Consider the following 20,739-nt stretch of genomic DNA (forward strand, 5'->3'; position numbering starts at 1 on the left):
GATCATTTGGCGACCCCGATCCATGCGCGGCGGAATTCGAAGCCCGACAAGGCCAGGCCGGTCTTGTTTGGAATCAGCCCCGCCACGTATTTCTGGTAGGCGTCTGCCTGGTTGGGGTGGCCCCAGATGATGTATCCGCCGCGCTCGTACTCGATCTCCTGCGCCTTGGTGATCAGCGCGTTGCGCTTGGTTTCGTCGACCTCGGTGGTGGCGGATTCGATCAGCTCCAGGAACTCCGGGTCGTCCCAATGGGTTTCATTGAACGGGCTGGTCGGCAGTGAACTGTTGTTGACCTGGGGCAGGAAGTTGCGCGTGTACCAGAAGTCCTGGGCGAACGTCCACGAAAGGTAATCGTCACCGAAGAACGTCGTGGTGTCCACGCGGCGGATCTTGACGCGGATCCCCGCGGCCTTGGCCTGTTGGGCGAATACCTGGGCCGCTTCCACGGCGCCGGCCTGGATTGGTGCGGTGACCAATTCGATGTCCAGCCCGTTGGGGAAGCCGGCCTCGGCAAGCAGTGCCTTGGCCTCGCCAATGTCCTGGGTGCGTTGGGGGAGCTGCTTCGCGTAGCCCGGATCGAAAGGCGCATAGAGGTCGTTGCCCAGGGAGCCGTTGCCGCTGAGGACCTGTTCGATCATCTGTTGCCGGTCAACCGCGAGGCGGAAGGCCTGGCGGACCCGGACGTCGTCGAACGGGGCCTTGTCGGTGCGCATCGTGAAGGGCAGCCAAGCGCCGGTCTCGGAGTTCAGGATACCGATGCGGGGATCTGCGGAGATGACTTCCAGCAGGGCCAGCGGGATCTGGCCGATGGCATCGACCTGGGTGGACAGCAAGGCGTTGAGCATCGCGTCGTCGTCCGAGAAGTTCAGGATGGTCAGCTCATCCAGGTACGGTTCGTGTTCCCGCCAGTACGCGTCGTTGCGTACGAACACCGACCGGAGTCCGGGATCGAAGCTGGAGGCCTTGAACGGCCCGGTGCCAATCGGGTGCTGCACATCGAAGTCCTCCGGGACGATGCCCAGCGCATATTGCCCCAGTGAGTCGTCGAAGGTGGCGGTGGGCGTGTTGAGCCTGAATTCGACCGTCAGGTCGTCGATGACCTTGACCTCGTCGAGGATTGTCAGGGCGGCGGCCCCGCTCTTGGGGTCATCGGGGTTGGTGACCCGGGCAAAGGTGGCAGCGACGTCCTTGGCGGTGACAGGGCGTCCATCGTGGAACTTCACCCCGGGCCGCAATTCGACGGTCCACACCAGGGCCGTGGCATCGGGGACGGCGCTGAGGGCCAGCAACGGCTTGAGCTGGAAGTTCTCGTCGCGGTAAAGCAGCGATTCGTACAGGTTGACCACGCGGGCGATATCCGTGGTGCTGACCGGGGAATGGGGGTCGAGGGTGTCTGCGGCCCCGCCGCCTGCCAGGCCCACCCGCAGGGAACCCCCGCGGACCGGCTCGCCGGTGGGCGCGTTTTGCAACGCGACGCCGGAGGAACCACAGGCGGTGAGCAGCAAGCCCAGCCCCAGGGCCATGCCGCTGCCCAGGACTGCGCGGCGGCTGGGAGCGGTGCCCGGCGTTCGTTTGGATGGTGATTCGTGGGAATTCAAGACGTACTCGATTCTCGTGAAGGGCGCGAAGGATTCATGCAGTGATGGATCGGCCACTCCAATCGGGGGTCCTGTGCTCGTGGGCGGCGATATGGGCCAGGACGTCGGCCGGGAAGGGCGTCGTGGCGCCGGTGCCCTGGTCAACGTGGAGTCCCAGTAGTTCCTCCGTGGCGATGAGCTCCGACCCTCGGCGCATTTCGTGGGCAAGGTGCAGCTTCTTGGGTCCGGCGGCGACAATGCAGGTGGTGATTTCCAGCTGCTCGGCAAGGGAAGCCTCCCGCAGGTAGCGCACATGCGCCTCAACCGTGTACAGGGAGCATGCGCTGGAGCGGCGGTAGCCCTCGTCCAGGCCCAAGGAGTTCATCACCGAGGTTGTCGCATCACCGAATGCCAGCACGTAGAAGGCCTCGGACATGTGGCCGTTGTAGTCGATCCACTCGGCCGGCACCGTGCAACGATATGGATCAAGACTCACTTCGCCTGCACCCCCTGCGGATTCCGGATGGTCTCCACCACCTGGCGAACGGCAATGATCGCCGCATCGCGCTGGGCTATCAGTTCGCCGAAGGAGCGCCCCGCGGCCTCGTCGTCACAGCCGTCAATGACATCCTGGCGCAACGTGGCGGTTAGTTCGGGCGCGTCCAGGCGGGTCCAGGGGGACTTGAGCGACGGGCCGAAGTGGTCAAGCATGTGTGCCATGCCTCCCTCGCCTCCGGCCAGGTGGAAGGTGAGCATGGGTCCTTGCAGCGGCCACCGCAGTCCGGGGCCGTCGGTGATTGCCAGGTCGATCTGCTCGACGGTGGCCTCGCCGTTGTCGACCATGTGGAGGGCCTCGCGCCACAGGGCTTCCTGCAACCGGTTGGCGATGAATCCGGGAACTTCGCGATCCATGGTGATCACCGACTTCCCGATGAATTCGTACCAGCCCGAGGCCCAGTTCGTGGCCTGCGGGTCCGTTTGCGAACCTCCCACGACCTCGACCAGGGGGATCAGGTAGGGGGGATTGAACGGGTGGCCAACCACGAGGCGGGACGGGTCCTCCGCCTTCTGCGCCATCTCGGTCATCCCGTATCCGGACGTGGAGGAACCAATGACCACCTCGGGGGAGACTGCCTCGGCGATCCGTGCCAGCAGGTCCTGCTTCAGTTCCAGGTTCTCCGGCGCGCTCTCCTGGACGAACCCGACTCCGCGAACAGCCTCGTTCAAGTCGGCGTGGACGGTGAAGTTGTCCTTGGAAGCGTTCTCGGCAAGACCGAGCGCGGTCAACGCCGGCCAGGCCGCGTCGATGAGTCTGCGCAGCTTCGCTTCGGCATCCGGGGAGGGGTCCCACGCTCTCACGCTCAGGCCGCGGGACAGGAAGTAGGCGGCCCAGCCGCCGCCGATGGTGCCCACGCCAACGCAGGCAACACTCGAGATGTCTTCGAACTTGGGGTACGTGACCATGCTTAGGCCGCCTTATCGAGCTTGAGGATTTCACGGGCTTCGTCCGGGGTGGCCACCGAGTGGCCCATCGATTCAACGATCGTGATGGCGCGTTCGGTCAACTGAGCGTTGGTGGCCTTGACCCCCCTGGACAGGTACAGGTTGTCTTCCAGGCCCACGCGCACGTGGCCGCCGAGCAGCACCGATTGCGCGACCCACGGCATTTGGTTGCGGCCAATGGCAAACGAGGTCCATTGGGCGCCATCGGGCAGCATGTTCACCATGGCCTGCAGCAGGCCGGGATCGGTCGGTGCCCCGTAAGGGATGCCCATGCAGATCTGGTAGAGCGGCGGGGGAGCGATGAGGCCCTCCTCGACCATGACGTTGGCAAACCACAGGTTGCCGGTGTCAAAGATTTCCATCTCCGGCTTCACCCCGAGGTCCCGGATCCGGGCGGCGCCTTCGCGCAACATGTCGGGGGTGCTGACATAGAGCTGGGAGCCTTCGCCGAAGTTCAGCGAACCGCAGTCGATGGTGCAGATTTCGGGGCGCAGTTCCTCGACGTGGGCCAGGCGCTCCAGCCCGGAGACCAGGTCGGTGCCCGGCATGTGCACGGTGGGGTTGGCAGGATCGATGAAGAGGTCCCCGCCCATTCCCGCGGTGAGGTTGATTACCGGGTCCACGTCCGAGGCCTTCACCTGGCGCACGACCTCCCTGTACAGGGCCACGTCGCGCGAACCTTGGCCCGTTGCGATGTCCCGGACGTGGATGTGCACCACTGAGGCCCCGGCCCGGGCGGCGGCGATGGCGTCGGCAGCGATCTGGTCCGGGGAAACCGGAACGTGCTCGCTCCGTGATGTCGTGTCTCCGGCCCCCGTGAGGGCGCAGGTGACGATGACTTTACGACTCATGATGTCGCTCCTTGCTGTTGGATGATGGTGCGGTCGATAAAACCGCAAATATTTGCGAACATTTGACTTGGAGTCAGGTTTCCTGTCAGGACCTGGATTCCCATTCCGTCGAACATGGCGGTCAGCTCGGCGGTTAGGGTGCCGGCATCGACGGTCACAAAGTGTCCTGTTTTTTGTCCGGCTGAGATGATGTCATGCACGGTCGAGGTCCAGCGCCGGTAGCCGGGGGAATGGGTGTCGAGCCCTCCCTCGCTAACGGCGAGCTTGGTCCAGGTCTGCAACCAGATGGACCACTCGGCGCGACCTTCGGCCCCGAGGGGAAGCTGGAGCTCGACAAGGCGCTTGAGCTGTGCCACCGGATCGGTGATCGGCTGCAACCCGGCAACCTGTCGGTCGTAGGCGAGTTTTACCGAATAGTGCAGGGTTTCGGCAAACAGGGCCTGCTTTGACGGGAAGTAGTAATGCACCGTTGGCGTGCTGACACCGACATCCTTGGCGATGTCTGCGATGCGCACCGCTGCATAGCCTTGTTCGGAAAACAGCCACCAGGCACGTCCAATGATGCTTCGACGGCGCTGGGCATGCTTTTCGTCTTCCCGGTGACGCTTCGGAAGGATGTCTGCCGGTGGTGCCGCGGAGGGTGTCTGCGCCGCATCCGAACCGGTGATAAGCCAATTGGCTGTCACGCCGGTCACGGTTGCCAACAGGACGATTTCCTCGCTGGTGAACTTCCTGGTGCCGCTGAGCGACTTGGACAGCTTGGACTCTTCGAATCCCGTCCGGCGTGCGATCTTGCGCTGCGGCAGTCCGGTGTTGCGGATGGCCTCGCGGATGCGCTCGGCTATCCCCGAGGGGATGTTCTCTGGTTCGGGCATGGTGCAACCCTAGGCCCCTGTTTGCGATTAACGCAAGGGTTCTGACTCAAGGTCAGTAAATATTGCGGTGGGGACCCTTCGGTGCCGGAACGGGAACCTGTCGCGGATCGGCCTGGATGACGGCTCTGGCCGGAGTGGGTTCGCAAATGGGGGCACCGGCAACTCGGTAACCATCGGCCAATTCCGGACGGTGCAAATCGGGACGGCAAAAAGACATGCCTGCCATGGAGCGCGGCTTGTTCATGCCGTACACCGCGGTGCGAAGACGGCCGGCTTCGAGCCGGCCCAGGGGAATAGGAAGCCTACCCGGCCTTGGGGCCGCGCCGATGTTCCGACCTCTCTTACGTATTTCTAGAAGAGCTGGCGCCAGTTGGTGGCGGCCAGGTCCAGCAGCTCGTCGCCCTTGCCGGAGAAGACGGTGCGGATGGCATAGAGCGCAAAGCCCTTGGCCTGCTCCGCGGTGATGGTCGGCGGCATCGAGAGCTCCTGGCGGTCGGTCACCACGTCGATGAGCGCGGGCCCGTCGTGGGCGAGGGCCTCGCGCAGGACCTTGGGCAGGTCCTTCGAGTTTTCCACCCGGAACCCGCGGATGCCCATGGCGGTGGCGACGTCGGCGAAGTTCGGGTTGGAAAGGTCGGTGGCGAACGTGACGAACCCGGCCGCCTTCATCTCCAGCTCCACGAAATTCAGCGAGGAGTTGTTGAAGACCACGATCTTGACCGGCAGCCGCGACTGGACCAGGGTGAGCAGGTCGCCCATCAGCATGGCCAGCCCGCCGTCACCCGAGAGCGTCACCACCTGCCGCTCCGGGTGGGAGGCCTGGACGCCGATGGCCTGCGGGATCGAGTTGGCCATGCTGCCGTGGTTGAAGGAGCCCAGCAGCCTGCGCTTGCCGTTCATGGTCAGGTAGCGGGCGGCCCAGACCACCGGGGACCCCACGTCGGCCAGGAACACAGTGTCCTCGTCCGCCAGCTCGTCCAGGGTGCGGGCCAGGTATTGCGGGTGGATCTTCGCGCCCTTGCGCGAGGGGGTGGCCAGGTCGTCGAGCTTCTCGCGGGTCTTGCGATAGTGTTTTTGCGCGTCGACCAGGTGCGTGGTGTCGGTCTTGCGCTGAAGCAGCGGGGCCAGGACCTCCAGGGTGTCGGCCACGGTGCCGACCAGCCCGGCATCGATCCGGGTGCGCCTGCCCAGCTGCTCGCCCCGGACATCGACCTGGATGATCTTCGCGTCCTGCGGGTAGAACTGCTGGTAGGGGAAGTCGGTGCCCAGCAGCAGGATGGTGTCCGCGGCGTCCATGGCCCGGTATCCGGAGGCAAACCCGAGCAGGCCGGTCATCCCGACGTCGTAGGGGTTGTCGTATTCGATGTGTTCCTTGCCGCGCAGCGCGTGGACGATGGGTGCACCGAGCAGCCCGGCGATGTCCATGACCTGTGCGTGCGCACCGGCCACCCCGGCACCGGCCAGGATGGTGACGCGCTTGGCCGCGTTCAGCAGCGTCGCGGCCCGGGCCAGGTCCTCGGCGTGGGGCAGGACAGCGGAGCGGCTGGCAGTGACCACGGAGGTGCGGGTGTCGGCGGCCTCGGACAGGGCGACGTCCCCGGGGATCACCAGCACCGCGACCCCGCGCCGCTCGATCGCAGTGCGCATGGCGATTTCCAGCAGACGCGGCATCTGCTCCGGGGCGGAGACCGTTTCGCAGAAAACGCTGGCCTCGCGGAAGAGCTCGGCCGGGTGGGTCTCCTGGAAGTAGTTGCTGCCGATTTCGCCGGTGGGGATGTGCGCGGCGATGGCCAGCACGGGCACCCGGTTGCGGTTCGCGTCGTAGAGCCCGTTGACCAGGTGCAGGTTTCCGGGGCCGCAGCTTCCGGCGCAGACCGTGAGGCTGCCGGTCATCTCCGCCTCGGCGCCGGCGGCGAAGGCGGCGGTTTCCTCGTGCCGCACCGGGAGCCAGGCGATGGAACCGTCCTTGCGCATGGCGTCGGTGAGCCCGTTGAGCGAATCTCCCGCCACCCCGTAGATCCTTTGGACTCCGTTGGCCTTGAGGGTTGCGACCATGGTTTCGGCGACAGTGGGCATCGGTATCTCTTCCTGCGGGTCGGGACGATTGTTCCTCACCCTACGCGGGCGGCCCGGGGCCCGCCAAGGGCCGGCGCCGATCACCGGGTGGATTCCGTGGGCAAGGATTGTGGTCCGGGTCGCATTGCTGGTTAGGCTGGATTCCGGATACACGGTGGCAGGAATGCCACGGGAACAAGGGACGAGAGACCATGACGCAAACGGCGGCCGAACAGAATCTTCCGGAACTCGCGGTGGGGGATTTCTACTACCTCCCCACCGGCGTGGGCACCTACCGCTCCACGGTGCACGCCCAGGGCGCCTGGAACCCGCACGAGCAGCACATGGCGCCCGCCACCGGGGTGCTGGTGCACGCCATGGAGCTTTTCGAGCCGCGCCACGACATGCGCATGGCCCGGGTGAGCCTGGACATCCACGGGATCATCCACGGCGGCGAGTTCGAGATCCAGACCAAAATGATCCGCCCGGGCCGCACCATCGAGCTAATCGAGGCCCAGATGGTCTCGCAGGGGCGCACTTGCATCGTCGCCCGCGGCTGGCGCCTGTTGACCCTGGACAGCTCCGCGGTGGCGGCCACCGAGGACGCCCCGGTCATCCACCCCGAGGAACTGGTGACGTTCGCCGGCATGACGCCGTGGCCCGGCGGGTACATCCGCGGCCTGGAATTCCGCGGTGCCGACGGGCACCGACCGGGCAAGGGCGTGGTGTGGATGCGCAACGACTTCGAAATGGTGGCCGGCACGCACACCTCCGACCTGGTCAGGCTCTTGGGCATGGTCGACACCGCCAACGGCGTGGCGCCGCGCGTGGAGCCGGGGCCCGAGTCCTGGATGTTCCCGAACGTGGACCTGCAGATCCACATGCACCGCAAGCCCGCGGGGCAGTGGCTCGGCATCGAGGCCCAGCAGACCTACGGAACCGACGGCATCGGGCTGACCAGCGCGGTGCTGCACGACGTGCACGGACCGTTCGGGCGCAGCGAGCAGATCCTCACCGTGCGCCCGGTGCCGGCCGGCCTCTAGGCCTTCATGCCAGGCGGCCCGGGGCGTTCGACAGATCGACAGCGGTGCACGTTGCCGTCCAACCGCTTACGGAGGCGGGGCATACCCAGCCCGAAACATAGGCCAGAACCAAGTAGCGTGCGTTCCTGGTAAGCCCTGGTCAAAAAGGTGGGGCTCACCCAGCTGACTGAGGGTGAGCCCCAACGGGCAGTACCAAATCGTATTTCTACTCCGTCACATGTTTGGACGCTGGATTAGGCTACAGATCCTTCGCGCTGATGATGCAAAATCTCATCGTTTTCGTCTACGTCGATAAACATGTCCTTGCGCCTGATAGCCATGGTGCAGACGGCGCTGACGACGGTTATTGCCAGGATATAGGCGACGATCAAGCCGAGGCCGCCATTCGCTTCGCGGAGCAAGAATGCGAGCAACAGCGGAGTCATACCCGATGCGAAGATCCCGGAGACCTGGTACACCACGGAAATTCCGCTGTATCGTACTCTCGTTGGAAAGAGCTCCGAGAAGAGCGCTGCTTCCGGCGCGTAGATTATGGGATAGAAAATCCCCAGCACGATTACTATGGTTCCGACGATGACGAGTGTGTTGCCGGTACCCATGAGCAGCAGAGCGGGGTATGTAGCGGCTCCAAGTATGAGAACGCCAACCGTGTACATTTTTCGTCGGTCAATGTGATCGGAGATCTTCCCCATGACCGGGATTGCAACCACCATCGTTATGGCAGCAGCCATCACCGCCAGAAGTATGGTGTTCTTTTCCAACTTTAGGGTCCCTGTGCCATAGGCAATAACGAAAACCGCCCAGAGATTGAAGGCGACCCCTTCTGCCCAGCGGCTGCCCATGCCCAAGAAGATGTGTCGGCGATTCTTGCGATTCCTCATCAGTTCAAGTGCAGGGATGGTTGCTTTCTCTTCCACGGCAGCCAGCTTGCGGAACGCAGGGGTTTCCATGACCTTGAGTCGGATGAATAGCCCGACCCCCACCAATACCGCGCTGAGCAAGAATGCGATGCGCCAACCCCAGGCCAGGAACGCTTCGTCGGACAACAGGCCGCCGAGCAATGCAAATACGCCTGTACCTAGGACCAGTCCGATGGCGAGGCCGATCTGTGGGAAGCTCCCGTAGAATCCGCGTTTTCCTTGAGGGGCATACTCGACTGCCATGAGTACCGCACCTCCCCACTCGCCGCCAACTGCAACGCCTTGGGCAATGCGCATGATGATCAGCAAGATTGGTGCGGCAACGCCGATGACTTCGTAAGACGGAATGACGCCGATGAGGAATGTAGCAATGCCCATGATGAACATCGTGGTTACCAACGTGGTCTTGCGTCCAATCTTGTCGCCGATATGCCCGAAGACCAATCCGCCAATGGGTCGGGCCACAAAACCTACGGCAAATGTCGCAAACGCGAGCAGTGTCCCGATGAGTGGATCGGCGGTCGGGAAGTAGAGCTTGTCGAAGACCAATCCGGCGGCCATGCCGTAGAGGAAGAAATCGTACCACTCGACGGTTGTTCCAACTACGCAAGATAGCATGACCGTCCGGATGTCCTTTTTGGAGAACTCCTCTTTGACAGGGCTCCCGGCCGCGGCGCTCACAATGACTCCCGGAAGATCGCTTTCAGTGCCTCGCGGGACACAGGGCGCGGGACTACCGCTAGCTGCCGTGTCTGTTTCATGGTTCCTTCAACCAGAGTATCCAAGTCCTCTTCGCCATAGCCGAAGCTTCGGAGGCCTGCAGGCATCTCGATGTCCGTCATGAGCTCGGTTAGCACATGTGCCAGCGCATCGGCACCATCGGTGGCCGTGAACGTCTGGCCGCTGAGAAGCTCCGCGGCACGAAGGTGGCGCGCGGGGTCACCTGCGTAGGTCCAGCGGAAGACCGCCGCTGCCGTCGCCGATACTGCCTGGCCGTGCGGGACCATGGGCATCTCCGGGTAGCCTTCTGCCTGGTAATTTTTCACGGCTCCGGCAATTGGGTAGGCGTTGGCGTGCGGCAAGTGGGTTCCGGCGTTTCCAAAGCCCGTGCCTGCCGAGGTTGACGCAAGGGACATCTGGTAGCGGGCCTCCAGATCGCGCCCGTTCATGACAGCCCGGCGCAAGTACTTGCCGACCAACCGCAATGCCTGTTCGCACCAAATGTCACTGATGGGGTTGGCGCCGCAGAACGCGGGGCGTTTTGTTGGGTCCTCGGGTGCAGGCTTGGAGTCGAAGGAGACACTGGTGTAGCTCTCCAAGGCGTGCGACAAAACGTCCATGCCACTGCCCGCGGTTACCTGACGTGGCAGTGAGACAGTCGTCAGAGGATCAACGATGGCCATGGTCGGACGGAGCTTGGCGTGGCTGATGCCCGCCTTCAAATGCAGGCCGAGGAAGTCGATGACACAGATGGAAGTCGATTCGGACCCCGTGCCGGAGGTGGTTGGTACCGCTATGAGTGGCTTCAGGGGCAACCATGGCGCTTTTCCTGCGCCAATGGGGGCGGTGACGTAGTCAAGGAGCTCGCCCGGATGCGTGGTGAGAAGGTTGACGGCCTTGGCAGTATCGATGGCTGATCCGCCACCAACGGCAATGTAGCAATCCCAGTCATGTTCACGGGCGAAGGAAACAGCATGGTTGATGCTTTCATCGGTCGGCTCCACCGATACGCCGTCGAAGACTTCCGTCTTGATGCCGGCAGCTACCAGGGTCTGTTCGATTTGGTCGGGAATGCCGGTATCGCGAACTCCTGCATCGGTGATCACAAGGCAGGATCGTGCGCCCAATCCCGCGACTTCAAATCCAATTTCCTTGAGAGCTCCTACTCCAAACTTGAGCGGTGGGGCGGCCCAAGTGAAGACTGTTTCATTCGTGGTCTGTTCGAACATCCGAAACCCCTTTGTTTCACTATGTGGGGAAGCTCCCCACATCATGGGGTCCACCATACGCACAGAAGCTATTGGCTGTGAAGTGGGTCACGAATAATTTTCTCGATATTTCTTGAAGGCTGCGCCTATGCACTGCCCCCAGGTGGACGTGCGAATTCTGCGGAAGGCACGGTAATGCTGGCACGCTAGGGTGCCAGTGGGCGGTCCAGGGGGACGAAGTTCGAAGCTTCTCGTGCCGCAGTCATTATTCGTTGACCGAGTTCACTGACGCGAGAGATTGGCATTCTTACTGCGGGTACCTGGATGACTATGGCGGCTTGGGCATTTCCGAACGCATCAAGAACTGGAGCGCCGACACTGCGAACGCCGTCGACGTTTTCCTGTTCATCAATGCTGAAACCGCGTTCACGTGTTTCTTGGATGACTTGTTCGAGGTCCGTGCGAGTTTCTAGCGAATGGGGCGTTACTTTTTCCAGGCGAGTCGGCAATGAGCCCAAATAGTCGGATGCGTTCGGGGAAAACGCCAGGATGGCCTTGCCGGACGCCGTTGTGTAGAGCGGGAACCGGGCGCCTGTGTGCTGCTCAAATCGCAATGGCAGAGTAGATTGAACCCGCAACATCACCACGGATTCGTGGGATTCCCTGATGGATAGATTGACAGATTCTTCGGTTTCCTCGTTTAGCCGCTTGAGGATTGGCAGCATCTTGTCCAAGCCGAATCCACGCTGGGCGGCTTGGCCCAGCAGAACTGCGCCGCTGCCTAGAAAGTACGACTCGGTTTGTGGGTTGCGTGCCACAAGCCGCTCGGCGGCCAGTGCCCTCATTATGCGGTTGGCAGTTCCTGAAGAGAGTCCGAGCTTTTCGGCCACTTCGCTGATTGACTGTTCCGCTCCAGATTCGCTCAAGAGGCGCAACACGCTAAGGGCGCGTCCTACGGCTTGCGTTCCTGTGGGGGGAGCTTCGGTCATTCGCTGAGTCTAGCAACTGGTGATTTTGGACGTGCCTTGCATCTTGTACGACTCGCCGACTGTTCGGTTGATTGCCTGGCTTTTCGTCATTTTTAGCCTTGGCTGTCCATCTTCTTCGTCGGCTTGTTCCGGATGGGCTGCATCTACGGGGTTGGGTCCAACCGCAACCCAACACCCCTGGACGGTGGTAAGGATGTTGTCAATGGCAAGGCAGGATACGTGGGGAATCCCGTGATCTGGCTGCCGGGAACCTTCGTGTCCCCTACCCTGGCTCGAGCGTCGTTGACCACTGTCGGCGGCGGACTGTATGCGGGAGGCAAGGTAAGCGCGGATCTGGTCCAAAAGCGAACGGGTGCGATCTGGGGGGACTTTGGTGGTTCGGGACATTCGGTGCCCTCCGCATTGTGGAGGCACTTGGAGTGGAACCAAGGCTCGAAGACCTTCTGGGCTGATGAAGCCTGCCAGCCACCGCGATCGAGGCGATCGCGTCCACTATGCAGGCGGGGCTCCGACGGGCACGACGCTCAAAGCTGACCGGTCCGAGGAGGATTAATAGCCCTCGGTCAGATCCCGCCATAGGGCCACAGGGTCCAGATCCAAACCTTGGCTCGTGATCGCCTGGGCCACCAGAAGCTCCCCTGTGATTGTGAGATGCTTTCGCATGGCTGTGGCGGCTTCGCTGGCTCCGTTGGCCGTGACGGCAGCGATGATGGGGGAGTGCTCGGCGACAATGTCATCGAGTGTTCGCTGCTTGCCGGCCGTGGAGACGCCCAGCAGCCGGGTCGCGACACGCAGCCGGTTCACGACGTCGCGGCCACGGTTTGATCGGGCTGCGCCCAGCAGCAGGTCGTGCAGTTGTTGGTCGAATGCGAAGAATTCGTCCTGCGCATCCTTGGCGGCAGCTTCACGCATCCGTTCTTCCAGTGCTTCCAATTCGGCGGCCAGTGCCGGAGTGCAGGCTTGTGCGGCACGATAGGCTGCGGGAACCTCGAGTGCAATGCGTAGCGAGAAGATTTCGGCCACGTCGTAGGGGCTGGTGGGAATGATCCGAAAGCCCCGGTTGCGGGAAAACTCAATGAGCCCCGCCTCTTCCAGGCGCAGCAGGCCGTCTCGGACCGGGGAACGCGAGATGCCAAGCAGCTCGGCTAGCTGGTAGACGCTGTAGAGCTTGCCGACTTCAAGCTCTCCTGAGACGACAGCTGCGCGCACGAAATCCATGACCTGGTCGGTCAATGTCGCCCCGCGCTGCGGCAATGGGGATGATGCAGGACTAGTCATGTCCTGATTCTCTCACCCACCTCGACGGCTCGGTGGATCATTTCGCCGACGGCATCTTTTATTCGCATGTAACATGTTACTCTGGTTTCAATTGCCCCACGAGAGGTCCTTCCCATGGAAACCCTTCCGCTTGAATCCACGCCGACACCGGCGAGCGCCGAGCTGCGCTCCCGGCTGCGCACCGACATGACCACGCGCGCCGCCTACGTCTCGGACGCCTCGATCTTTCGGCGTGTGCCCGCCGCGGTGCTTGAAGTGCGCAGCGAGGCCGACGTCGCCGAGGCCCTGGGCTACGCCGTGGAGGAGGGCCTGAGCGTCACCACGCGTGGCGGCGGGACCTCCGTGGCGGGCAACGCCATCGGCGAGGGCCTGGTCCTCGACACCTCGCGCCACTTCAACAAGATCCTTGAAATCGACCCGGTGGCCCGAACCGCCCGCATCCAGCCCGGTGTGATCTGCGATGCGCTGCGCGATGCGGCAGCCGAATTCGGGTTGACCTACGGGCCGGACCCCTCCACGCATAGCCGCTGCACGGTGGCCGGCATGGTGGCGAACAACGCCTGCGGCTCGCACTCGCTGGCTTGGGGAACGGCGGGGGACAACGTCGAGTCGGTCAAGGTCATGCGGGCCGACGGCTCCATCGTGACCCTCGGCTCGACCGGCTCCGATGACCACGGGCTCAATGTCGAGCTGAAGAAGCTGCGGGATGCGAACCTGGCCGTGCTGCGCACCGAATTGGGACGCTTCCCCCGCCAGGTCTCCGGCTACGGCCTGCACTACCTCTTGCCGGAAAACGGGTTCAACACCGCCCGCGCCTTCGCCGGCACGGAGGGCACCTGTGGCATCATCACCGAGCTCACCGTGAAGCTGGTGGAAAAACCCACGGCCACCGCGCTGGCAGTGCTCGCCTTTGAAACGGTCTTCGATGCGGCCGCCGCGGCTGCCACCATGCGCCGGCCGGGCGTGACCACCGCCGAGGGCATGGGCGGGGACCTGCTCGATGCACTGCGTTCGCGCCCCGGCCAGGAGTTCGCCGGATCCGAGCTCCCGGGCATGAGCGGACCCTACGGGTCGATCGAGCGCGCCGGAGGCTGGCTCTTCTGCGAAACGGCCGGAGACACCCCCGAAGGTGCGCGCTCCCTTGCCGAGGCACTGGCCGCCGAATACCTGGCGGCGGATGCCGTAGCCGCCATCGACGCGGTGGTCGTCACCGAGCAGGCCTCGGCCCGGGCCCTGTGGCGCATCCGCGAGGCCTCGGCCGGCATCGTGACCCGGCTGCCGGACGGGGGAGAGGCGTGGCCCTCCTGGGAGGACTCGGCGGTTCCGCCCGAGCATCTTGCCGACTACCTGCGCGACCTCTACGCGCTGATGGCCGAGCACGGCCTGCGCGGCATCCCCTTTGGGCACTTCGGCGAAGGATGCGTGCACGTGCGCATCTCCTTCACCCTGGGGACCGAGGAAGGCGTTGCGGTCTTCCGTTCGTTCATGGAGGCGGCGGCCGAGACGGTCGCTCGCTACGGCGGATCGCTTTCCGGCGAACACGGGGACGGCCGCGCCCGCTCCGAGTTGCTGGACCGGATGTACAGCCCCGAGGCGCTGGATGCGTTCAAGGGCTTCAAGGAGATCTTCGACCCGACCGGCCTGTTCAATCCCGGGGTGCTCATCAACCCGGAGAAGATCGATGACAGGCTGCGCCCGGGACCCGGGCAGCGCAAGCACGAACTGCTGCCGGTCCACGTCCTCACCCGCGATCGCGGCTCGCTGGTCAACGGCGTGAACCGCTGCGTCGGGGTGGGACTGTGCCGCTCGGACGAGGGGGCAATGTGCCCCTCCTTCCAGGGAACCGGCGACGAGGTGCACTCGACCCGGGGCCGGGCGCGGGTGCTCTCGGAGATGTTCCGCGGCGAATCCCTGCCCTCGGCCTACAAGTCCGAGGAGGTCAAGGAGGCACTGGATCTGTGCCTGTCCTGCAAGGCCTGCGCCTCCGAATGCCCGGTGAACGTGGACATGGCCACCTACAAGTCCGAGTTTTTGCACCGCTTCTACGAGAAGCGGCTGCGTCCCATGGCCCACTACACCATGGGCTGGCTGCCGGTCCTCACCAGGATCCTGCATCTGGTCCCGGGGGCTGCCGGTGCCGCCAACGCGCTGCTGCGCTTCAAGCCGGTCGAACGGCTGGTCAAGAAGCTCGGCGGGATCGAACCGACACGCAAGATGATCGCCTTCGCCCCCGAATCCCTGCAGGCCTGGTCCCGGAAGCGCGGCCACGCCCCTGCGGGCACGGGCAAGACCGTGGTGCTCTGGCCGGACTCCTTCAACAACCACCTCGACACCGGCCCCGGCAAGGCGGCCGTCGAGGTGCTCGAGGCACTCGGATACACGGTCATCATCCCCGACGGCTTCGTCTGCTGCGGACTCACCTGGCATTCGACGGGCCAGCTGGATGCGGCCCGCAAGGTCATCCGGCACACCCTGAAGGTCATGGAGCCGCTGCTCGAGGTCGGCTACCCGGTCATCGGGCTTGAACCCTCCTGTACCGTGATGCTCGGCCACGAAATCACCGAACTCGTCCCGGATGACCCGCGCGCGGCCGCACTGGCCGCCGCGGTGGTGCCCTTCGGTGAACTCGTGGCCAAGCACGTGCCCATCGACGGCAAGCCGAGTGCGGCGTGGCCTTTTGGCACGCTGGACGTCGGCGCCGTTTCCCAGGTGCACTGCCACGAACGTTCCCAGGGCGACCATTCGCCATCTTCAAAGGTGCTCGCCTCCGTGGGCATTGACGAGCGCGAAATCGAAACCGGCTGCTGCGGGCTGGCCGGAAACTGGGGCTTCGAGCCCGGGCATGCCGAGCTCTCCCGCACGCTCGGCGAGCGCGAGCTCTTCCCCGCGATCCGGGGGCGGGCCACGGGCGATTTGGTGCTGGCAGACGGCTTCTCCTGCAGAACCCAGATTTCCGAGGGGACCGACGCGAAGGGCTTGCACCTGGCCCAGGTGCTCGCTTCCGCGAAGCTGGACTCCATCCGGACCTAGCGGCAACTCTCGCCGTGCGCCCGGTACCGGCCGGCCTCTAGTCCATCACGCCAGGCGGCCCGGGGGATTCGCGAGGTCCCGCTCGGCCCGCCGGAATGCCGCTTCGAGTTCGATGACCGACTGCCGGTAGCCGGAACCCGGAACCTCGGAGGCGGGGGCGCCCTGGCTGTTGCGCAACTGCTCGGCCCGGGCCAGGGCCCTGGCCACCGCAGCGGTCTGCGGAAGCTGCACGTCGTTCATCCCCGGGTTCTCAATGGCCGCGGCCGGATCCAATTCGTAGCGGCTCCACGCCCGGAGCACCAGGTCGTGCCGCTCCTCCAAGGCCGAATGCTCGGCGGCCAGCCGGGAACCGGTTTCCGCTGCCGAGCGGCGCACGGCTGCGCGGCCGAGATAGCTGCAGGTGGCAAGGCAGGCACCGGAGACCGCTCCCAGCACAGCCACACCCGCCCACGGGTTCACCAGGGCCGCGCCGAGGGCCAGCGGTGCAACCACGCTCAGGCCGCAGAAGCCGTACCAAAAGCGGGCGTCCGGATCCTGCTCCACGGTGGGCCCGGAAACCATGAGCCACGTGGTTGCGATGCCCACGAGCAGGGCCAAAAAACCAAGCGTTGGTGCCAGCACACCCGACCTCCCGGTCCAGGGTCCGGCGTCGCGAATAATCCGGACCTCCTGATCCATTTCAACCCGTTCCGAAACAATGGTCAAGAGGCTGCGCCGGGGCTCGGGCTCAGGCGGTGGCGGCGGCCAACATGGCCTTGAGCGCCTTCTTCCGCACCGGGGAGAAGCCGGCGGCCAGGTGCCTGGCCCGGATGTCCCGATCGGCACGGAAAAGCGCGTAGCCGCGCTTGAGCAGGAACAGCAGCGGCTTGCGCCGCTCGCGCACGTCTCGCACGAAGCGCCGGGCCGCGGTGGACGCCGGCGAAACGTCGATGTAGTACGCCTCCACGGGTACGCCGAGGCGCTGCAGCGGGGCCAGGATCTCGGAAACGAAGATCCCCTCGGCGAGCAGCGGGCCGCCGTTGAGTTCGATCCCGCGCATCGAGTCGTAGCTGGAGGTGCTGATCGAATAGTTCGGCACCTGCGTCGCCCCGCTTTCGAGCAGTTCGATGATCGCGTCCACGGCCAGGGAGCAGTTCCAGGTGCCGGGATGGTCCCAGTCGATCTCTCCGTAGCCGGTCTGCGGCAACGGGGTTTCGGGAGTGTGTTCGGAGATCTCGCGGTAGAAGTTGTCCAGTTCCACGTGGGGGTGGCCGAAGCGGTGAGCCAGGTAGGACTTTCCGGATCCGGAGGCCCCGCCCAGCAAGATCAGGGGTGAATGTTGTTTCGGCACGACATCCATTATTCACCGCCGCGCATCCGGACCTAGAATCGTGCCCATGAGTCTTTGGAATCCCGATGCCGACCACCCGCTGCACGTGCGGATCGAGGATGCCTCGGGGGACCCGGAGGCCGACCTGATGGCCGGAATCGGACTGCTTCAGGCGGTGCGGGACGGGGATGCGCCCGCGACGTTGCGGATCTACCGGCCCGACCCGACCCTGGCTTTCGGGCAGCGCGACGTGCGCCTGGCCGGCTACCCGCTGGCCGTGGCGAGGTCGCTGGAACACGGTTTTGCCCCGGTGGTGCGCAAGGCCGGGGGACGGGCGGCGGCCTACCACCGCGGCACGGTGATCGTCGACCATGTGGAACCCGCGGCGGAGGCCATGATGGGCCACCAGCACCGCTTCAAGGTCCTGGGCGCCCTCTACGCCGACGCGCTGCGCCGCGGCGGCATCGACGCGCGGGTGGGGGAGATCGCCGGGGAGTACTGCGCCGGGGAGTTCAGCGTCCACGGGGTGCCGGGGGCCGCCTCCCGGACGCCGAACGCCGTGAAGCTGGTGGGCACCGCGCAGCGCGTGGTGTCCGGGGCATGGCTGTTCTCCAGCGTCTTCGTCATCGAGGATTCGGCGCCCATCCGGGCGCTGCTGGACGATGTGTACCAGGCCATGGAAATCCCGATGGACCCGGCCACCGTCGGCGCCGCCGATGACCTTTTGCCTGGCTACTCGACCGAGACGTTCATCGCGGACCTGCTGGCCGAATACGCGCTCCACGCGGAGCTGGCCGGGGCGTAGCCCCGGACCCGGGACTCAGCGCGAGCGCCTGCCAAGGGCCAGGCCCGCCCAAAATGCGGCGGCGCAGGCGGCCAGGGCGACCAGCAGCCAGCCGGTCACCTGCTGCGGGCCGAGAAAGAGCATGCCCGGGGCGAATGCGCCTTCGCTCAGGGGCGCGTAGGCGAACCAGCCGAATTCGGCCACCTGCCCGCTGCCCGCAACCAGTGTCGCGACGCCCGCCGCCAGGGTGAGCAGGGCGACGATTCCGGCGAGCGTCGAAAGCCGGCGACGGGGAGACTTCCGGGGTGGCTGGTGCGGGCGCATGGGATCGTCCATGGGGATCAGTATGCCACGACGCAAGCATGAAATTACTGGTGGGCTTGCGTTTGTGCTGCGGCTGCCGAGGATAGGCCGTCCTGGAGTCCTGCCGCGGCGCGGCCAGGGAACGCCCGGGCGCCACACGCACACGCCTTGTGCATTGATGCGCATTGCGTGGCGGGAGAGACCGGGCAATACTCGGCCTAATGCACCGCGCATTGCCCGACCCTTCGGAGGTACACGACATGGCCGAGATGCCGGCACCCACCCACTATCCGCCGCTGGTCACCGGGCTGGCGGGCAAGCGCGTCCTGCTGACGGGAGGCGCCGGGGGACTCGGCGCGGCCATGGCCCGCACGCTGGCGGCCCAGGGGGCGCATGTGGTCGTGGCCGACCGCGACGGGGCCGCGGCCGGCGCCCTGGCGCGGGAAATCGGCGGGGAAGGGTGGGAAGTGGACCTCCTTGACACCGCGGCGCTCGAACCGCTGGAGCTGGAGGTGGACGTGCTCATCAACAACGCGGGGGTGCAAACCATCAGCCCCATCCAGGACTTCGAGCCCGCCGCCTTTCGCCGGATCCTCACCCTGATGCTCGAGGTCCCGTTCCTGCTCACCCGTGCCGCCCTGCCGCACATGTACTCCCAGGGGTACGGGCGCATCATCAACATCTCCTCCATCCACGGGCTGCGCGCCTCCGAATTCAAGTCCGCCTACGTGGCGGCCAAGCACGGGCTGGAGGGCTTCTCCAAGGTCACCGCCCGGGAGGGCGGCCCGCACGGGGTCACCAGCAACTGCGTCAGCCCCGGCTACGTGCGCACCGCCATGGTCGAGGGTCAGATCAAGGACCAGGCCGCCACCCACGGCATCGACGAGGACGCCGTGCTGGAAACGGTCATGCTCACCAAGAACGCCATCAAGCGGCTGGTCGAACCGGAGGAGGTCGCCTCGCTGGTCGCGTTCCTGGCCTCCGAACAGGCCGCCATGGTCACCGGGGCCTCCTACGTGCTCGACGGCGGATGGAACGCCTGATGCGCGCCGCAATCCTGCGCGCGCTGCCTGGGGACGGAACCGGCAGCTACGCCGACAGCCGGCCGCTGGCCATCGAGGAACTTGCCACACCCGGGCCGCGGGCCGGCGAGGTCGGCGTGGACATCATCTACTCCTCGCTGTGCCACTCGGACCTCTCGGTCATCAACGGGTCCCGGCCCCGCCCGCTGCCCATGGCGCTGGGCCACGAGGCGGTCGGCCGGATCGCCTCCCTGGGCGAGGGAACGGGACACCTGTCGATCGGCACCAAGGTCGTGCTGGTTTTCGTGCCCGGTTGCGGTTCCTGCCGTGCCTGTGCGGCCGGGCGCCCGGCACTGTGCCACCGGGCCGCGGTGAGCAACACCTCCGGGGACCTGCTCCATGGGCCCGCGCTGCTGCGCGGGGCCGGCGGGGAGCGGATCAACCACCACCTGGGAGTCTCCGCCTTCGCCGACCACGCGGTCGTCGCCGCCGAATCGGTGGTGCCGGTCGACGAGGACGTGCCCGACGAAGTGGCGGCCATGTTCGGGTGCGCGGTGCTCACCGGCATCGGGGCCGTTCGGCACACCGCCCGGATGGAAAAGGGCCAATCGGTCATCGTCTACGGGCTGGGCGCCGTCGGGCTGGCCGCGGTCATGGGGGCGGTGCTGGTCGGTGCCGGCAGCATCATCGCCATCGACCCCAACACGGCCAAGCACGGGCTGGCGCTTGCGGCCGGCGCCACCGCCGTGGGGACGCCCGAGCAGGCCCGGGCCCTGGTCGCCGCGGCCACGGGCGACGGGGTCGACGTGGCGATCGAGGCCTCCGGCTCGGCCCGGGTGATTGCCGAGGCGCTGGAAGTGCTGACCCGCGGAGGTGCGGTCATCTGCGTCGGGCTGCCGCACCCGGAGGCCGAACTCACGGTGCCGGCACTGACCTTCGCCGGGGCGGGCAAGCGCCTGCTGGGCTCCTACATGGGGGACGCCCGCCCGGCCGAGGACATCGCCTTCTTCGTGGGCGCCTGGCGCGCGGGCAGGCTGCCGGTGCACCTGCTGCACAGCGACACCCGCCCGCTGGAGGAGATCAACGAGGCACTGGACGCGCTGGCCGAGGGCAAGGTCATCCGCCGGCTGCTCAGGCCCTGACGGGCGCGCCGAACCCGAGACCGGGTTAAAAGGGTGTGGGGGGGGGGGGGGGGGGGGGGGGGGGGGGCCCCCCCCCCCCCCCCCCGGGGGGGGGGGGGGGGGGGGGGGGGGGCGGGGGGGGGCGGGGCCC

18 protein-coding genes are annotated in these 20,739 nt (G+C 65.5%); 5 read left to right on the forward strand and 13 right to left on the reverse strand.

Annotation, left to right across the window (positions count from 1 at the left end; translation table 11 throughout):
- Positions 1–2: 2 nt before the first annotated feature.
- The 6 genes from ACIPVK_RS17760 to poxB all read right to left on the reverse strand — a co-directional run bounded on the left by ACIPVK_RS17760 (position 3) and on the right by poxB (position 6,882).
- Entirely contained in the window at positions 3–1,523 is a 1,521-nt protein-coding gene (locus ACIPVK_RS17760) for an ABC transporter substrate-binding protein (RefSeq protein WP_407613325.1), read from the reverse strand.
- A gap of 109 nt (positions 1,524–1,632) precedes the next feature.
- Positions 1,633–2,073, reverse strand: coding sequence for a thioesterase family protein (locus ACIPVK_RS17765; protein ID WP_407613309.1), 441 nt, complete (start codon positions 2,071–2,073; stop codon positions 1,633–1,635).
- A complete protein-coding gene (locus ACIPVK_RS17770; protein WP_407613310.1) occupies positions 2,070–3,041 on the reverse strand; it encodes a 3-hydroxyacyl-CoA dehydrogenase NAD-binding domain-containing protein in 972 nt (323 codons plus the stop codon). The genes ACIPVK_RS17765 and ACIPVK_RS17770 overlap by 4 nt, the downstream gene beginning before the upstream one ends.
- Positions 3,042–3,043: 2 nt before the next feature.
- Positions 3,044–3,931: a 3-keto-5-aminohexanoate cleavage protein gene (locus ACIPVK_RS17775; RefSeq protein ID WP_407613311.1), complete on the reverse strand. Its 888-nt coding sequence runs from the start codon at positions 3,929–3,931 to the stop codon at positions 3,044–3,046.
- Positions 3,928–4,806 (reverse strand): TetR family transcriptional regulator C-terminal domain-containing protein, encoded by an 879-nt coding sequence (locus tag ACIPVK_RS17780; protein WP_407613312.1) that lies wholly within the window; start codon positions 4,804–4,806, stop codon positions 3,928–3,930. The genes ACIPVK_RS17775 and ACIPVK_RS17780 overlap by 4 nt, the downstream gene beginning before the upstream one ends.
- A gap of 351 nt (positions 4,807–5,157) precedes the next feature.
- Positions 5,158–6,882, reverse strand: a complete 1,725-nt coding sequence (poxB, locus tag ACIPVK_RS17785) for a ubiquinone-dependent pyruvate dehydrogenase (protein WP_407613313.1) — start codon at positions 6,880–6,882, stop codon at positions 5,158–5,160.
- A 191-nt stretch (positions 6,883–7,073) separates the two neighbouring features.
- On the opposite strand from poxB, the gene ACIPVK_RS17790 reads away from it, so the two are divergent.
- On the forward strand, positions 7,074–7,904 hold the full coding sequence (locus ACIPVK_RS17790) for a thioesterase family protein (protein WP_407613314.1): 831 nt from the start codon (positions 7,074–7,076) through the stop codon (positions 7,902–7,904).
- A gap of 233 nt (positions 7,905–8,137) precedes the next feature.
- Here ACIPVK_RS17790 and ACIPVK_RS17795 read toward each other — a convergent pair whose 3' ends face one another.
- The 4 genes from ACIPVK_RS17795 to ACIPVK_RS17810 all read right to left on the reverse strand — a co-directional run bounded on the left by ACIPVK_RS17795 (position 8,138) and on the right by ACIPVK_RS17810 (position 13,019).
- Positions 8,138–9,505: an MFS transporter gene (locus ACIPVK_RS17795; protein ID WP_407613315.1), complete on the reverse strand. Its 1,368-nt coding sequence runs from the start codon at positions 9,503–9,505 to the stop codon at positions 8,138–8,140.
- Positions 9,502–10,773 (reverse strand): hydroxyacid-oxoacid transhydrogenase, encoded by a 1,272-nt coding sequence (locus ACIPVK_RS17800; RefSeq protein WP_407613316.1) that lies wholly within the window; start codon positions 10,771–10,773, stop codon positions 9,502–9,504. Before ACIPVK_RS17800 ends, ACIPVK_RS17795 begins: the two co-directional genes overlap by 4 nt.
- A 185-nt stretch (positions 10,774–10,958) precedes the next feature.
- Positions 10,959–11,741: an IclR family transcriptional regulator gene (locus ACIPVK_RS17805; protein WP_407613317.1), complete on the reverse strand. Its 783-nt coding sequence runs from the start codon at positions 11,739–11,741 to the stop codon at positions 10,959–10,961.
- Between the two features lie 549 nt (positions 11,742–12,290).
- Positions 12,291–13,019, reverse strand: coding sequence for a GntR family transcriptional regulator (locus tag ACIPVK_RS17810; protein WP_407613318.1), 729 nt, complete (start codon positions 13,017–13,019; stop codon positions 12,291–12,293).
- 114 nt (positions 13,020–13,133) lie between these two features.
- Here ACIPVK_RS17810 and ACIPVK_RS17815 point away from each other — a divergent pair, with 114 nt between their 5' ends.
- A complete protein-coding gene (locus tag ACIPVK_RS17815; RefSeq protein ID WP_407613319.1) occupies positions 13,134–16,049 on the forward strand; it encodes an FAD-binding and (Fe-S)-binding domain-containing protein in 2,916 nt (971 codons plus the stop codon).
- A 45-nt stretch (positions 16,050–16,094) separates the two neighbouring features.
- Here ACIPVK_RS17815 and ACIPVK_RS17820 read toward each other — a convergent pair whose 3' ends face one another.
- Positions 16,095–16,670 (reverse strand): hypothetical protein, encoded by a 576-nt coding sequence (locus ACIPVK_RS17820; protein WP_407613320.1) that lies wholly within the window; start codon positions 16,668–16,670, stop codon positions 16,095–16,097.
- Between the two features lie 106 nt (positions 16,671–16,776).
- Complete coding sequence (locus ACIPVK_RS17825) at positions 16,777–17,388, reverse strand: uridine kinase (protein WP_407613321.1); 612 nt, start codon at positions 17,386–17,388, stop codon at positions 16,777–16,779.
- Between the two features lie 37 nt (positions 17,389–17,425).
- Between ACIPVK_RS17825 and ACIPVK_RS17830 the strand changes: the two genes are divergently transcribed.
- The gene (locus ACIPVK_RS17830; RefSeq protein WP_407613322.1) at positions 17,426–18,163 is read left to right on the forward strand and encodes a biotin/lipoate A/B protein ligase family protein; all 738 of its coding nucleotides are present in this window, start codon (positions 17,426–17,428) and stop codon (positions 18,161–18,163) included.
- A 15-nt stretch (positions 18,164–18,178) separates the two neighbouring features.
- On the opposite strand, the gene ACIPVK_RS17835 is transcribed toward ACIPVK_RS17830, so the two are convergent.
- Entirely contained in the window at positions 18,179–18,478 is a 300-nt protein-coding gene (locus ACIPVK_RS17835) for a hypothetical protein (protein WP_407613323.1), read from the reverse strand.
- Positions 18,479–18,714: 236 nt separating this feature from the next.
- Here ACIPVK_RS17835 and ACIPVK_RS17840 point away from each other — a divergent pair, with 236 nt between their 5' ends.
- Positions 18,715–19,488, forward strand: a complete 774-nt coding sequence (locus tag ACIPVK_RS17840) for a 3-hydroxybutyrate dehydrogenase (RefSeq protein ID WP_407613326.1) — start codon at positions 18,715–18,717, stop codon at positions 19,486–19,488.
- Positions 19,488–20,609, forward strand: a complete 1,122-nt coding sequence (locus ACIPVK_RS17845) for a zinc-binding dehydrogenase (protein WP_407613324.1) — start codon at positions 19,488–19,490, stop codon at positions 20,607–20,609. The genes ACIPVK_RS17840 and ACIPVK_RS17845 overlap by 1 nt, the downstream gene beginning before the upstream one ends.
- Positions 20,610–20,739 lie beyond the last annotated feature (130 nt).

The sequence above is a fragment of the Paeniglutamicibacter sp. MACA_103 genome (assembly GCF_045798555.1).
In the GTDB taxonomy this organism is placed as follows: domain Bacteria; phylum Actinomycetota; class Actinomycetes; order Actinomycetales; family Micrococcaceae; genus Paeniglutamicibacter.

Bases quoted from the DNA above. Each gene is read 5' to 3' on its own strand.
- ACIPVK_RS17815 (WP_407613319.1), top strand. From the start codon at position 13,134: ATGGAAACCCTTCCGCTTGAATCCACGCCGACACCGGCGAGCGCCGAG.
- ACIPVK_RS17770 (WP_407613310.1), bottom strand. From the start codon at position 3,041: ATGGTCACGTACCCCAAGTTCGAAGACATCTCGAGTGTTGCCTGCGTT.
- poxB (WP_407613313.1), bottom strand. From the start codon at position 6,882: ATGCCCACTGTCGCCGAAACCATGGTCGCAACCCTCAAGGCCAACGGA.
- ACIPVK_RS17805 (WP_407613317.1), bottom strand. From the start codon at position 11,741: ATGACCGAAGCTCCCCCCACAGGAACGCAAGCCGTAGGACGCGCCCTT.
- ACIPVK_RS17835 (WP_407613323.1), bottom strand. From the start codon at position 18,478: ATGGACGATCCCATGCGCCCGCACCAGCCACCCCGGAAGTCTCCCCGT.
- ACIPVK_RS17800 (WP_407613316.1), bottom strand. From the start codon at position 10,773: ATGTTCGAACAGACCACGAATGAAACAGTCTTCACTTGGGCCGCCCCA.
- ACIPVK_RS17845 (WP_407613324.1), top strand. From the start codon at position 19,488: ATGCGCGCCGCAATCCTGCGCGCGCTGCCTGGGGACGGAACCGGCAGC.
- ACIPVK_RS17780 (WP_407613312.1), bottom strand. From the start codon at position 4,806: ATGCCCGAACCAGAGAACATCCCCTCGGGGATAGCCGAGCGCATCCGC.
- ACIPVK_RS17825 (WP_407613321.1), bottom strand. From the start codon at position 17,388: ATGGATGTCGTGCCGAAACAACATTCACCCCTGATCTTGCTGGGCGGG.
- ACIPVK_RS17840 (WP_407613326.1), top strand. From the start codon at position 18,715: ATGCCGGCACCCACCCACTATCCGCCGCTGGTCACCGGGCTGGCGGGC.
- ACIPVK_RS17810 (WP_407613318.1), bottom strand. From the start codon at position 13,019: ATGACTAGTCCTGCATCATCCCCATTGCCGCAGCGCGGGGCGACATTG.
- ACIPVK_RS17775 (WP_407613311.1), bottom strand. From the start codon at position 3,931: ATGAGTCGTAAAGTCATCGTCACCTGCGCCCTCACGGGGGCCGGAGAC.
- ACIPVK_RS17830 (WP_407613322.1), top strand. From the start codon at position 17,426: ATGAGTCTTTGGAATCCCGATGCCGACCACCCGCTGCACGTGCGGATC.
- ACIPVK_RS17790 (WP_407613314.1), top strand. From the start codon at position 7,074: ATGACGCAAACGGCGGCCGAACAGAATCTTCCGGAACTCGCGGTGGGG.
- ACIPVK_RS17760 (WP_407613325.1), bottom strand. From the start codon at position 1,523: ATGGCCCTGGGGCTGGGCTTGCTGCTCACCGCCTGTGGTTCCTCCGGC.